This is a genomic window from Flavobacterium sp. K5-23 (assembly GCF_023278045.1).
Classification (GTDB): domain Bacteria; phylum Bacteroidota; class Bacteroidia; order Flavobacteriales; family Flavobacteriaceae; genus Flavobacterium.
The window spans coordinates 3,298,605-3,312,342 of record NZ_CP056783.1 but is presented as its reverse complement, the minus strand read 5'-3'; the positions used below and the strand labels follow the sequence as shown (position 1 = coordinate 3,312,342).

Below are 13,738 nucleotides of genomic sequence, written 5' to 3'. Positions count from 1 at the left end.
ATTTAAGTAATTGATAATCAGAATTTAATTCGAATAATAAAGATAATCATTAATTTTTTAAGCGTTTATTCCATTTCCATATTTCAATCCAAAGTACTGAAACTGCACTTATTGAGAGACAAATTCCAATTTGGTGAAATTGCAACGGAAGAACTTCAAAAAAATCAGCAATGGGAGTGATGTATAAAATCATTCCAAGCATCAGTAAGGTGATGGAATTGACGAACACCATCATATTATTTTTGTTTTTCAAAGAAGAAATAACCGAATAATAAAAGGAACGATTGACGAGCGATAAAATGATATTTGAAAAAACTAAAGTGGTGAAAACCATAGTTCGGGTTAAGTTTTCATTTCCTCCATTTTGAACCGTTAATTGGTATACAAATAATATCCCGAGCGTTATTACAATTCCTTGAATGATGCTGATTCCCATTTCTTTTAGAGACAAGAAAGTGCTACCTAACTGCCGTGGTCTTTGTTGCATACTGTTTTTTTCAGCAGGTTCGTTTTCATACACAATCGAACACATTGGACCCATTATTAACTCTAGAAAAATAACGTGGACTGGAGTAAAAATATCGGGATAAACCCATCCAAAAAACAGCGGTAGTGAAACGGTAAGGATAATGGGGATGTGTATGGAAACAATATACTGTACTGCTTTTTTTAAATTAGTGTAAATACGACGACCCGCAGCTACAGCCACAATCATTTTTGATAAATCATCATCGACTAGAATTAAGTCGGCGGCTGTTTTAGCAATTTCGGTCCCTTTTTTACCCATTGCAATCCCAATGTGTGATGCTTTTAATGCAGGGCCGTCATTGACACCGTCACCTATCATCGCCACAATTTGATTGTCTTTTTTGAGTGCATTTACCACAGCCAATTTTGCTTCGGGAAACATACGGGTCATAAGGGTACTGTTGTGTATGCTTTGTAGCCTTTTCACTTCGTCCAGCTTCATTATTTCTTCCCCTTCCATAACAATATCTGGATTTTTAATTCCAGCCATTTCCGCAATGGCTTTAGTGGTGGCGCTATTGTCACCGGTTATTACTTTTACCTGAATGCCCGCTTCATAGAATTGTTTAATTATTTGCTGAATATTCGCTTTTGGCGGATCGTAAAAAACGACTAAACCATCAAAATGGAAGGGAAGCTCTTCTTGGTTTAAAGGAAAGTTTTTTTCGGAATAATCAGAATGCGCCACTCCAAGAATTCGATACCCTTTGGATGCCAAAATTTCCATTGTTTTAAGAATCGTGTTTTTTTCGTCTTCGTTGAGGTTGGATACTTTTAAAATTGCTTCGGGAGCTCCTTTTGCGGCAATAATTCGTTTGCCTTCTTGATTTTGAAAAATATGCGTCATCATAGGCGGTTTTCCATCAAGAGGATATTCATGTACCATCAGGAAATCTCTTCGAGTGTCTTTAGAAGTTATTGCCTCGTATTCTTGATGTAATGTTTTTTCCATTGGATCAAAAGGAACCGGTTCACTCGCCCACATAGCCATTTCAATTACTTTTTTGGCTTCGGGATCATTCCAGTTTTCTTTTTCGAATAATTTATTGGTGTTGAAAGCATAAACCGATTGTAAACTCATTTTGTTTTCCGTAATGGTTCCCGTTTTATCGGTGCAAATTACGGTGGCACTCCCTAAAGTTTCTACGGTTCTTATTTTTTTTACAATCACGCCTTCTTTCATTAATCTCCAAGAACCCAAAGCCATAAAGGTGGTAAATGCCACTGGAATTTCTTCGGGTAAAATAGACATTGCCAGGGTCAGTCCTTTTAATAAACTGTTCAGTAAATTATGGGTTTTCCAGAAATAAACACCCCAAACCAATAAGAAAATAACTATTCCTATAACAGCCATTCCTTTTACGAATTTTTCAATTTGTACTTGTAGCGGCGTAGGTTGTTCCTTAATGTTTAGAATGGAACTTCCTAGTTTTCCAATTTCAGTTTCGGGACCAATTTTGGTTGCTTTATAAACTGCTAATCCAGAAGCAACTAAAGTGCCGCTAAAAACGGTTTTTTTATCTGTTTTCTCCGATTTAAAAACGGAGTAGGCTTCGCCGGTAAGGGTAGATTCATTAACTGAAAAATCATTGCTATGTACAATTTCTCCATCGGCATTAATAGTGTTGCCTTCTTCTGCAATGACCAAATCATTAATAACAATTTCACGTGTGGGAATTTTTATTGCAACACCATTTCGTAAAACGGAACTCAATGGTTCGTTCAATTTTTCTAGTGCTTCCAGTGCTTTCCTGCTGCGATTGTCCTGATAAAACGATATTCCTGAAACAACCACTATTGCAGCAAGCATAAAAAAAGCTTCACTATTTTCGCCTAAGATAAAATAGATTATCGCCACAGCGATTAAAAGTAAAAGCATAGGCTCTTTTAATAAATCAAAAAGGGCCAGCCACCATTTGTATTGTTGTTTTTGAATTTGTTCATTGTTCCCAAATCGTTCTCTGGAAGTAATAACTTCAGTATCAGTTAGGCCAATGATATTTTCAGGAATATTGATTTCTTTTGACATTGAATAAATTTGGTAGGAGTTACTCAAATATAAGGTTTTTACTTTTATCTTAAAATGATAGTTGGCTGGCTTACTAAAAGAATAGTACTTGTTGGTTTTATAATTTATTACCATTTTCCTAAGTCATTAGGATGAAAAATATTCTACTATGGATTTAGCTAGTATTGTAAAAACACTTCTTATCGTTGAAAAGACCTATGCCATTTTCAGTATCTTTCTAGTAATAATAATCTATAAATTAAAAGTCTGAAAATCAATTGATTTTCAGACTTTTAAAAGGACGAATAAATAGGGTAGTTTATATTTCAGAATTGTTTACTGGTTCTTTTGCTTTGTGCATTACCATTTGTGGAAATGGAATTTCAATTCCTTCTTTGTCAAAAGCTATTTTTAATCTTTTTCTAAGTTCTCCAGTAACCTCCCATTGACGGTGTGGTAATGTTTCTCCTAATATTTTTAGCATGATCGCTGAATCGGCAAAATCATTCACACGTAAAAATTGTGGTGTAGCTATGATATATTGTTTCCACTTTGGGTCAGCCGCAATTTCATTACCTACATTGTTAATCACTTCGATTACATGTTCAAGGTTAGAACTGTATCCCACACCCATATCTAAGTTCACACGGGAATAATCTTTAGAAAGATTAGACACTTTTTTAATTTCTCCATGAGGAATATGATGAACCGTTCCGTCAATATCTCTCAATGTAGTTTTTCTTAAACTAATTTCTTCAACAGTTCCTCCTGCATTGTCAAAATTCACGACATCACCTATGCGGTATTGGTTTTCTAGAATGATAAAAAGGCCGGAAATAATATCTCTAATTAGGTATTGTCCCCCAAATCCAAATGCTAATCCCACGATTCCTGCTGCCGCTAATATAGGTGCGATTTCTACTCCAAATTCTTGAAGAACCATTAAACCTGTAATTGTCAATAAACTAATTTTTGCAGTGGTATTGAAAATTTGGATCAATGTGTTTTCTCTCTTTTCTTCTGCCTCTTTAGAAGAGATACCATCAGGTCTAACGGCGATTCTAACTGCTTTCTCAATAAAACTACTTATTATTTTGTTGAGAATTAATGCACCTATTATAATGATGATAATTTGTAACCCACTAGTCAAAAGCCATGGGATAATTAGTTCTGCATATTTGTCGGCGTATTTTGTTACTATTTCTTGCATAGAATGTATAATTTAGTTAATTTTTATAAAAACAAAAAGTTCAAAAACCATATGATTTTTGAACTTTTTACGTAAGTTATTAATGTGTCTAATTTAAAGATTTAAATTAGATGTCATCAAAATCAATGTCTGTAAAACTTGATATGTGTGGAATTTCACCATTAGAAGTTACTTTTTCGTTAGCATATTCTTTTTTGAAATCCTTTTGGTGTCTTTCTGAAATTACTTCTTCGCCTTTGTGGTTCAAAACATAAGATGTCATCTCTTCTAGAATTTCTGCAAAAGAAGTAAAATCTTCCTTGTATAAATATATTTTATGTTTCTTAAAATGAAAAGATCCATCTTCTTCAGTAAATTTTTTACTCTCGGTAATCGTAATATAATAATCATCTGCTTTTGTAGCCCTCACATCAAAGAAGTATGTTCTTCTTCCAGCACGTAAAACCTTGGAAAAAATCTCTTCTTTTTCTAATATGTCATTTTCTCTCATAATCCGTCTCTCAGTTTATATTTGGTTGTTAAGTAGTACTCAAAAATCTAAAAAATATATGTATTACACAACAATTATTGCAATTCTTTTTCGGATAATTGTTTCAAATAGAGAGATGCATAATAGCCTTCTTGATTTATCAGTTGATTATGAGAACCTTGTTGAATGATTTTTCCTTCGTCAAGTATTATTATTTTATCTGCATTCTTAGCAGATGAAACACGATGGCTTACAATTATAGTTGTTTTGTTCTTACAAATTTCGTTTAAATTGTTCAAAATAGTCTCTTCGGTTTCGGTATCTACTGCCGATAAACAGTCGTCAAATAATAAAATAGGAGGGTTTTTGATAATGGCTCTTGCGATAGAAACACGTTGTTTTTGACCACCGGAAAGGGTAATTCCTCTTTCGCCTAAAACCGTATCGTATTTCTTGCTGAATCCCATAATGTTTTTATGCACTACGGCATTTTTTGCAGCAGTTTTTACTTCTTCATCTGTTGCATTTTCTTTCCCAAATTTGATATTGTTTAGAATCGAATCCGAAAATAAAAAGGCATCTTGGGGAACAATTCCAATATTGTTACGTAAGTCGTATAAATTCAAGGTGCTTATTTCTTTTCCGTCGATTGTTATCTGACCATCGTTTACATCATAAAGTCTAGAAATCAATGAAAGTATAGTTGATTTTCCAGAGCCAGTTTTTCCTAGAATAGCCAGTGTTTCTCCTTTATTAACGGTGAAACTGATATTTTTTAAAGCAGTAATATTAGTGTCAATATAAGTGTAACTTACGTTTTCGAATGAAATATTTCCTTCAATAATAGAATGGTTGGGGTTGTTGTTTTTAATTTCAGGTTCAATTTTAAGGAATTCATTAATTCGTTTTTGCGATGCTTCAGCTTCTTGAACCATTGAAGATACCCATCCTAAAGAAGCAACTGGCCAGGTAAGCATATTTACATACAGGATAAATTCAGCAATTGTTCCAATACTCTTTATTGTTCCATCGATATACATTAATCCACCAAAATAGATAACTACCAGGTTGCTTATTCCAATTAATGCTAGCATTAAAGGACCGAAAATCGCTTGTAATTTAGCTAAATTCAAACTCTTACTTTTGCTTTCGTTAGCCAACTCAATCATATTATTCTGATGTTGGTTTTCTAATGAATAGGCTTTTATTACACGAATTCCTGAGAATATTTCTTGGGTGAAGCTAGAAACTTTCGATAAATATTGTTGGAATATGGTACTCCTTTTATTGATTTCGGTACTTAATTTAAATATGCAATAAGACAAAATAGGCAATGGAAGAATAGTATATAATGTCAGCCTTGGGGAAACATTATACATATAGGTGATTACTATTGTAAATCGAATAATGGTATTGATGGTGTACATTACTGCTGGACCTACATACATTCTTACTTTGGATACATCCTCACTTATACGATTCATCAAGTCGCCAGTACGATTTTGTTTGTAAAAATTTTGAGATAAATTCTCGTATTGTCTAAACACTTCGTTTTTAAGGTCAAATTCAATGTGACGCGACATAACGATTAGTGTTTGTCTCATTAAAAATGTCAGGAATCCGGCTATAATAGTTGTTGCTATAATCAATAGAATATTCGAAATTAATTCTTGTTGAATAACCGATGGATCTATGGTATTATCTTTAGAAAATGATTCAATTACCTTAAATGATTTGCTAATCAGTTTTGGGGTGAATAATGAAAAGATTTGTGCAATTATTGTTATGACGATTCCCAGTAAAAAACTAAATTTATATTTAACGAAATATTTATTTAAATAACGTAATTCTTTCATTTTTTTAAGATATTCTGTTTTGAAATGTATTGGTTTTGTGAATTATATTCGAATATAATTAGTACTCCTATCAGGCCGTATTGCTTCAATGTTGCTAAATTTGCAGTTTTATATAAATATTTTTACAGATATGTATTTTTTGTGTAATTTTGGCTTGTCTTTTTGACAAATTCATAATTTATCACTATAAAAAATTATACTATGGATGCAACTTTCACAACAGGAAAGGAACTTCAAAAAATGGATCCCGTTTTTGGACAATTATCATTTGATGATCACGAACAAATTGTATTTTGTAACGACAAAGATACAGGTTTAAAAGCAATTATTGGTATTCATAATTCGGTTATGGGACCTGCTTTGGGAGGAACTAGAATGTTTAATTATGCAACTGAGTGGGATGCATTAAATGATGTGTTGCGTCTTTCACGTGGAATGACATTTAAAGCAGCAATTACAGGTTTGAATATTGGTGGTGGGAAAGCGGTTATTATAGGTGATGCCAAAACACAAAAAACGCCTGAGTTGATGCGTAAGTTTGGTGAATTTGTTCATTCATTATCAGGGAGATACATTACTGCTGAAGATGTAGGAATGGAAACGAGTGATATGGATACAGTAAGAGATGTGACTCCTTATGTTACAGGAATTTCTGAATCTAGAGGTGGAGCAGGGAATCCATCACCAGTTACCGCTTATGGTGTGTATATGGGAATGAAAGCAGCTGCAAAACAACAATTTGGTTCTGATGTGCTTACAGGAAAAAAAGTATTAGTTCAGGGAATTGGTCACGTAGGTGAAATATTAGTTGATTATTTAGCAAAAGAAGGAGCGATTGTAACTATTGCTGATATCAATCAGGAAAAGTTAAACGAAGTGAGTGCTAAATACAGTGCTGAAATATATACTGGGACTGATTTATATACTGCTGATGTTGATATTTATGCGCCATGTGCAATGGGAGCAACATTGAATAATGATACTGTTTATAAAATTAAAGCAAAGGTAATCGCTGGTGCTGCTAATAATCAATTAGCAAATGAAGATATTCACGGTGCAATTCTACAAGAAAGAGGGATTTTATATGCTCCTGATTTCTTGATTAATGCAGGTGGAATTATAAATGTATATGCTGAATTAGCTCATTATGACAAAGCAGAAATCATGAGTAGAACAGAAAACATCTATAATACTACCTTAGAAATTTTTGATTATGCTATTGCTAATGGAATAACTACGCATCACGCAGCATTAACTATCGCTCAAAATCGTATTGATCAAAGGAAAAAAGAGAACAGTAAGAAATAGTGTTCAGTATGCGGTTCTTAGTGTTCAGTCCTTTCTTACTGCTGAACACTAAAAACTGACCACTGACCACTGTTCACCGAATGCTTTTAAAATAAGTATTCATATATTTTAATATAAAAAAGGAAATCCTTATTTTTGCAGGCTAATTTAATTAAAGTTCTTACAAGGTGGTAAATAGAAGACACATACGCGTTAAAGTCATGCAATCCATTTATGCGATGCATCAAAACGGATCGGATAATCTAGAAAAAGAAGAAAAATTTCTTTTTTATAGTATCGATAATATTCAAGATTTATACCTTACAATGATTTCTTCCTTAATGGAAATTTGTAAAAAAGAGTCTGAATTTTTACACAAGTCAAGCTTAAAACATCTTGCTACGCCACAAGAGCGTAAACCCAACGAAAAGTTTGTTAAGAATAGCATTTTTCAAATCTTCGCTGAAAACAATTCTCTTAGCATCGCTTTAGAAACCCGTAAAATTGATTCTTGGCACTTAAACGATGATTATATTTTGTTGTTACTTAATGCTGTTAAAGCAAGTAAGTATTATACAGATTATATGAGTAATCCAGCAACTTCTTTTGAAGAAGACAGACAGCTTATTGCTGATTTATTCCAGGATGTTATCGTTCCTAATGAAAAACTATACGAATTTCTTGAAGATGATAAACTGACTTGGATTGATGATATCCCATTGGTAAACACTCATATCATTAAGCAATTGAAATCAATGAAACCTATAATGGATGATAATTTCAGTGTGCCTAAAGTTTATAAGGATAGCGATGACAAGGCCTTTGTAAAAGACTTGTTTAGAAAAACTGTTTTAAACGAAGCGGAATTAGCAAAGGAATTTGTTGATAAAACTCCAAACTGGGACAGTGATAGAATCGCGGAAATCGATACTATCATTCTTAAAATGGCTATTTGTGAATTATTGAAATTCCCGTCGATTCCTGTAAAAGTAACTTTAAATGAATATTTAGAACTTGCTAAAGAGTATTCTACACCAAAAAGTAGTATTTTTATCAACGGTATTTTAGATAGCTTAGTTAAAGAACTAGAAGCCAATAAAAAACTAAATAAAACCGGTCGCGGTTTATTGTAATAATAAATTTAAAAAAAGAATAAAAAAACTATGGAACAATTAACTCAATTTGCCCCTTTTTTATTAATGTTTGTCGTAATCTATTTTTTTATGATAAGACCACAACAAAAAAGAGCTAAAAACGAAAAAGAATTTGAAAGTGCTTTAAAAGTAGGTGATAAAATCATCACTAAAAGTGGTCTTCATGGAAAAGTTTCTGAGCTTGCTGATACTACAGTTGTAGTTGAAACAATGTCTGGAAAATTAAAAATGGAGCGTTCTGCAATTTCTTTGGAAATGAGTGCTACTTTAGCTAAAAAATAAACCTTTTTAAGGTTAAGTAAAAATCCCAATCGGAAATTATTTCTGATTGGGTTTTTTTTTATTTGTACTTATCATTCAAACCAATGTTTTCAAGAATCATTGGTTTTATTTTTTCAATTCTGGAGAATTTGGTGGGTTCTCTTTTTGCTTCTTCAATGTATTCGTGAAATTCCCGTTGCTTTGCGAGTGAGAAATTTTTAAAGGCTTCCGCCAAAGTACTATTGCTGTCTAATTCTTGTTGCAATTCTTGGGCAGTAACCATTTTCTTGGTTGTCGGTTTAATGACTTTACCTGCTTTCTCATTTTCTATTGCTTCCTGAATATAAGCTAATATATCTTTCTCGTTAACTTCTTCGATAGCATTAAAACGCCATTGTCGTAAGGATTTTGTAACTCCTTCTTGAGCATTGACTAGTAATTTTTTTTCATCGTTAAGAAAAACACCATTATAGAACCAAATTCCAAAATAACTTTTAAATCCTCCAACACCTATTACATTTTTACCGTTTAAAACATAAACTGGACCTCCCCATTTTGTAGTTTCAACAAGTTCAGTTTGGGCAATAATTTCTTTCAGTAGATTTAATTCTTCTGTCCAGTTGTTATTCTTGTCCCAAGTGTGTTTTTTAGGCGTTGAAGATTCCAATTATTATTTCTTTTTAGTTTTTTCTTTTTCTAATCCAAAATTTGGTAAGGAAGTTAATTCAGCAATTTTAACAATTACATTAACTGCTTTTTGCATACTTTCTACAGGAACATATTCGTATTTACCGTGGAAGTTATGTCCTCCCGCAAATATATTTGGGCAAGGCAATCCTTTGTATGACAATTGGCAACCATCTGTTCCCCCACGAATAGGTTTGATTAATGGTTTAATGTCTAATTCTTTCATTGCTTTTTCGGCGATGTCAACAATATGTTTTACAGGAACAACCTTTTCCTTCATATTGTAATATTGATCGTTTATTTCTGCAATTACGATATCTTCTCCAAATTGTTTCGCAAATTGTTTGTTGATTTTGCGAGTTATTTTTAAGATTAAATCCTTGCGCTTTTCAAATTTTTTCTTGCTGTGGTCTCTGATGATTAATTCCAAAACAGTTTCTTCGATGCTTCCTGTTAAATGGTGAACATGGAAAAATCCTTCATATCCTTTAGTTTCTTGTGGATTTTCCCCTTTTGGTAAAGCATTGATAAAATCATTTGCAATTAACATAGAGTTAATCATTTTACCTTTGGCGTATCCAGGGTGAACACTTTTTCCTTTGAAAGTAATTTTGGCTCCAGCCGCATTAAAATTTTCATATTCTAATTCACCTACCTGACTTCCGTCCATTGTATAAGCCCAATCAGCTCCAAATTTATCTACATCAAAATGGTGTGCACCACGACCAATTTCTTCATCTGGTGTGAAACCAACTCTAATTTTTCCGTGTTTAATTTCAGGATTATTGATAAGGAATTCCATTGCGGTAACAATTTCGGTTATTCCTGCTTTATCGTCTGCGCCTAGTAAGGTTGTACCGTCAGTTGTAATCAAAGTTTGTCCTTTGTATTGCAACAGATCTTTGAAATAATTAGGCGATAAAATTATATTTTTTTCAGCATTTAGTACAATGTCTTTTCCGTCATAATTAGGGATAATTTGAGGCTTTACATTTGCTCCAGTAAAATCAGGAGTAGTGTCAAAATGAGAAATAAACCCAATTGTAGGTACTTCATGAGATACATTACTTGGCAAAGTAGCCATAATGTAAGCTTTGTCATCTATGGTTACGTCTTGCATACCAATAGCTTTTAACTCCTCAACTAATTTATTGGCTAAGTCCCATTGTTTTGCTGTGCTGGGTGTAGTATCTGAATTTGGATCTGATTCAGTGTCAATTATTACATAACTGATGAAACGATCTATAATATGTTGCATATTGTGATTTTTTTAATGAAGCACAAATATACATTTTATTTGAAAAAGGGACTATTATTTACATTTGTCATTCTAAATAAACATACTAGATAATAGTTTGGATTAATATTATTATTTCTTATTCCCCTTGCTTTTTCTCTAATTTAAAAAAAGGATTGAATTCATTCTTTGTGAGTAACGATGTTATGAATTAAAGTAATCATAAATCGAAAGCATAAAAAAGTGATGTACTACACTCTTTTATGCTTTCGATTTATAATTAATTACTCGGTATGTCAATGGCTTTTAGGCATATTCATGGGCATAGTCATTGGCATATCCGAATTATAGCAATCTCTATGAATCTTCCACTTTCCATCTTCCATTTTCCATAATTCAAGAGCTTTTCCGCTATCAACTATTTTTCCGTCTTTGTCACTGAAAGTCCATTGCTCTTCTACTGTTAAAGTTTCGTCATTTCCCCAAAGCTCAACAATTTTTATGTCAAAAACTGGCATTCCTGATTTCATAAAATTAGACATAAGGTGTTGAATGTTGTTTCTTCCTTCTGCCGCTTTAGCATTGGGTTGCATAAACTTGGCGTCTATGGTATAGTTATTTGCAACAGTTACGGAATCCCCTTTGTTCATAGCCTCTATAAAAACTGCATTTTGTTCTTCTATGGCTTTCTTGGCGGAAGTCATGTCAAACATTTCTTTACTCTCTTTTTTTGGGGAATTACAACTTACTCCTACAAATAAAACTACTAAAATGGTAATTAAGGCAGGCGATAATTTACTGAAAGCTACATTTTTTTTCATAATTTTTTCTGAATTAAATTAATATATTAAATTTAAAAGCCTTTAACTACCTTAAAATTAGTCAATTAATTTTATTATAAGTAAAATGGATACGGTTTGTTTTATATGATTATAAATTTAGTTTCTAAATATTTATTTATCGGCTAGATAATTCTATTTTTGCATATCACAACAAAACACTATGTACAAACTACTAATACGTCCGCTTTTTTTTCTATTCGACCCAGAAAAAATACATTATTTCACCTTTTCTTTAGTTCGTTTAACTTCTAAAATACCTGGTTTTTCGGCTATTTATCGTTCATTATATTTAGTAGATGACAAAAGATTGGAAACAGAAGTCTTTGGATTGAAATTTAAAAACCCTGTTGGCCTAGCCGCTGGTTTTGATAAAGACGCCAAGTTGTATAATGAGTTGTCTAACTTTGGATTTGGTTTTATTGAAATAGGAACTTTGACTCCTAAGGGACAGGAAGGAAATCCTAAGAAACGATTATTTCGCCTTAAAGAAGATTCGGCTATTATTAATAGAATGGGGTTCAATAACGGGGGAGTTCAGGAAGCGGTAGAAAGACTTAAATCTAATAAAGGAGTTTTAATAGGAGGGAATATCGGTAAAAACAAATTAACTCCAAATGAAGAGGCGACTTCAGATTACGAAATATGTTTTGACGCTTTGTATGATTATGTGGATTATTTTGTGGTGAATGTGAGTTCTCCAAACACACCAAATCTACGTGCATTACAAGACAAAGAGCCTTTGACGCAATTGTTGCAAACATTGCAAAACAAGAATTTGGCTAAGCCAAAACAAAAGCCAATTCTGCTAAAAATTGCTCCTGATTTAACTGACGAACAATTGTTGGATATTATTGATATCATTAAAGAAACCAAAATTGCGGGTGTGATTGCCACAAACACAACCATATCTAGAGAAGGGTTACAATCCGATAATAAAAACGAAATGGGTGGTTTGTCAGGAAAGCCATTAACGAAACGTTCTACTGAAGTCATCCGTTTTTTATCTCAAAAAAGTAATAAAGCTTTCCCAATCATTGGAGTGGGAGGTATTCATTCTGCTGATGATGCCATTGAGAAATTAGATGCTGGAGCTAGTCTGGTTCAGTTGTATACCGGTTTTATCTATGAGGGTCCAGCCTTGGTGAAAGCAATTAACAAAAAAATAGCAGACCGTTTATAGAATGGCTTAATCTAAATTTATATTAAAAAATGCGTAATACTCTTTTTGGAATTACGCATTTTTATTTTGTTTAAATTTAATAAGTCAGATACTTTGCCAATATGCAAGTTTTCTTATCTTTGAAAATCTATGGAACCAATAAAAATTATAGAATGTCCGCGCGATGCCATGCAAGGTATAAAGCCTTTTATACCTACTGAAAGGAAAGTGGCTTATATTCAATCATTATTGAGGGTAGGGTTTGATTCTATTGATTTTGGGAGTTTTGTTTCTCCAAAAGCAATTCCTCAAATGCAGGATACTGCAGAGGTGTTAGCCCAATTAGACCTATCACAAACTACCAGTAAATTATTAGCTATTATTGCCAATACTAGAGGAGCTGAAATAGCTTCTCAACACAAGGAAATTCAATACTTAGGATTTCCATTCTCTATTTCAGAGAATTTCCAAATGCGAAATACTCATAAAACGATAGCGGAATCCTTAATTACTTTAGAGGAAATTCTTGAAATTGCTGATAAAACGAATAAAGAAGTTGTGGCTTACTTGTCTATGGGTTTTGGAAATCCCTATGGAGATCCTTGGGATGTTGAGATAGTAGGTGACTGGACTGAAAAATTATCTAATATGGGGGTTAAAATTCTGTCGCTGTCTGACACGGTAGGTAATTCAACTCCAGATGTGATAAGTTATTTATTTTCAAATTTAATTCCAAAATATCCAGCAATAGAATTTGGCGCTCATTTGCATACTACTCCTGATAAATGGTTTGAAAAAATTGATGCAGCTTATAAAGCAGGATGTCGTCGATATGATGGTGCAATACAGGGATTTGGTGGCTGTCCTATGGCTACAGATGATTTGACTGGAAATATGCCCACTGAAAAGCTATTGTCGTATTTTACGGCCAATAAAGTAAAAACAAACTTAAATCCACTAAGTTTTGAAAGCGCATATAACGAAGCTTCTAAATTGTTTGGAGAGTTTCATTAATAAATAATTTAGAGTATAGAAAACAA

12 protein-coding genes are annotated in these 13,738 nt (G+C 32.9%); 5 read left to right on the top strand and 7 right to left on the bottom strand.

Annotation, left to right across the window (positions count from 1 at the left end; all coding sequences use genetic code 11):
• Window positions 1-49 precede the first annotated feature (49 nt).
• The 4 genes from FLAK523_RS14355 to FLAK523_RS14340 all read right to left on the bottom strand — a co-directional run bounded on the left by FLAK523_RS14355 (window position 50) and on the right by FLAK523_RS14340 (window position 6,071).
• Complete coding sequence (locus FLAK523_RS14355; RefSeq protein WP_248904748.1) at window positions 50-2,557, bottom strand: cation-translocating P-type ATPase; 2,508 nt, start codon at window positions 2,555-2,557, stop codon at window positions 50-52.
• 298 nt (window positions 2,558-2,855) lie between these two features.
• A complete protein-coding gene (locus FLAK523_RS14350; protein WP_248904746.1) occupies window positions 2,856-3,746 on the bottom strand; it encodes a mechanosensitive ion channel family protein in 891 nt (296 codons plus the stop codon).
• Window positions 3,747-3,852: 106 nt separating this feature from the next.
• Complete coding sequence (locus tag FLAK523_RS14345; RefSeq protein ID WP_248904745.1) at window positions 3,853-4,236, bottom strand: PUR family DNA/RNA-binding protein; 384 nt, start codon at window positions 4,234-4,236, stop codon at window positions 3,853-3,855.
• Window positions 4,237-4,310: 74 nt separating this feature from the next.
• The gene (locus FLAK523_RS14340) at window positions 4,311-6,071 is read right to left on the bottom strand and encodes an ABC transporter ATP-binding protein (RefSeq protein WP_248904743.1); all 1,761 of its coding nucleotides are present in this window, start codon (window positions 6,069-6,071) and stop codon (window positions 4,311-4,313) included.
• 201 nt (window positions 6,072-6,272) lie between these two features.
• On the opposite strand from FLAK523_RS14340, the gene FLAK523_RS14335 reads away from it, so the two are divergent.
• From FLAK523_RS14335 to yajC, 3 genes are all read left to right on the top strand, one after another.
• A complete protein-coding gene (locus tag FLAK523_RS14335) occupies window positions 6,273-7,379 on the top strand; it encodes a Glu/Leu/Phe/Val dehydrogenase (protein ID WP_305881769.1) in 1,107 nt (368 codons plus the stop codon).
• Window positions 7,380-7,579: 200 nt separating this feature from the next.
• Window positions 7,580-8,491, top strand: coding sequence for a transcription antitermination factor NusB (gene nusB, locus FLAK523_RS14330; RefSeq protein ID WP_248904741.1), 912 nt, complete (start codon window positions 7,580-7,582; stop codon window positions 8,489-8,491).
• Between the two features lie 30 nt (window positions 8,492-8,521).
• Window positions 8,522-8,794: a preprotein translocase subunit YajC gene (gene yajC, locus FLAK523_RS14325; protein WP_248904739.1), complete on the top strand. Its 273-nt coding sequence runs from the start codon at window positions 8,522-8,524 to the stop codon at window positions 8,792-8,794.
• Window positions 8,795-8,852: 58 nt separating this feature from the next.
• Here the strand turns inward: yajC and FLAK523_RS14320 are convergent, their stop codons facing one another.
• The 3 genes from FLAK523_RS14320 to FLAK523_RS14310 form a co-directional block, all read right to left on the bottom strand.
• Window positions 8,853-9,440 carry a YdeI family protein gene (locus tag FLAK523_RS14320; RefSeq protein ID WP_248904737.1) on the bottom strand — a complete coding sequence of 196 codons (588 nt, stop codon included), beginning with the start codon at window positions 9,438-9,440 and terminating at the stop codon, window positions 8,853-8,855.
• A 3-nt stretch (window positions 9,441-9,443) separates the two neighbouring features.
• The gene (gene pepT, locus FLAK523_RS14315; protein WP_248904735.1) at window positions 9,444-10,718 is read right to left on the bottom strand and encodes a peptidase T; all 1,275 of its coding nucleotides are present in this window, start codon (window positions 10,716-10,718) and stop codon (window positions 9,444-9,446) included.
• 275 nt (window positions 10,719-10,993) lie between these two features.
• The gene (locus FLAK523_RS14310; protein WP_248904734.1) at window positions 10,994-11,518 is read right to left on the bottom strand and encodes a nuclear transport factor 2 family protein; all 525 of its coding nucleotides are present in this window, start codon (window positions 11,516-11,518) and stop codon (window positions 10,994-10,996) included.
• Window positions 11,519-11,699: 181 nt separating this feature from the next.
• Here FLAK523_RS14310 and FLAK523_RS14305 point away from each other — a divergent pair, with 181 nt between their 5' ends.
• Entirely contained in the window at window positions 11,700-12,719 is a 1,020-nt protein-coding gene (locus FLAK523_RS14305; protein WP_248904732.1) for a quinone-dependent dihydroorotate dehydrogenase, read from the top strand.
• 129 nt (window positions 12,720-12,848) lie between these two features.
• A complete protein-coding gene (locus tag FLAK523_RS14300; RefSeq protein ID WP_248904730.1) occupies window positions 12,849-13,712 on the top strand; it encodes a hydroxymethylglutaryl-CoA lyase in 864 nt (287 codons plus the stop codon).
• The last annotated feature ends 26 nt before the right edge of the window (window positions 13,713-13,738 follow it).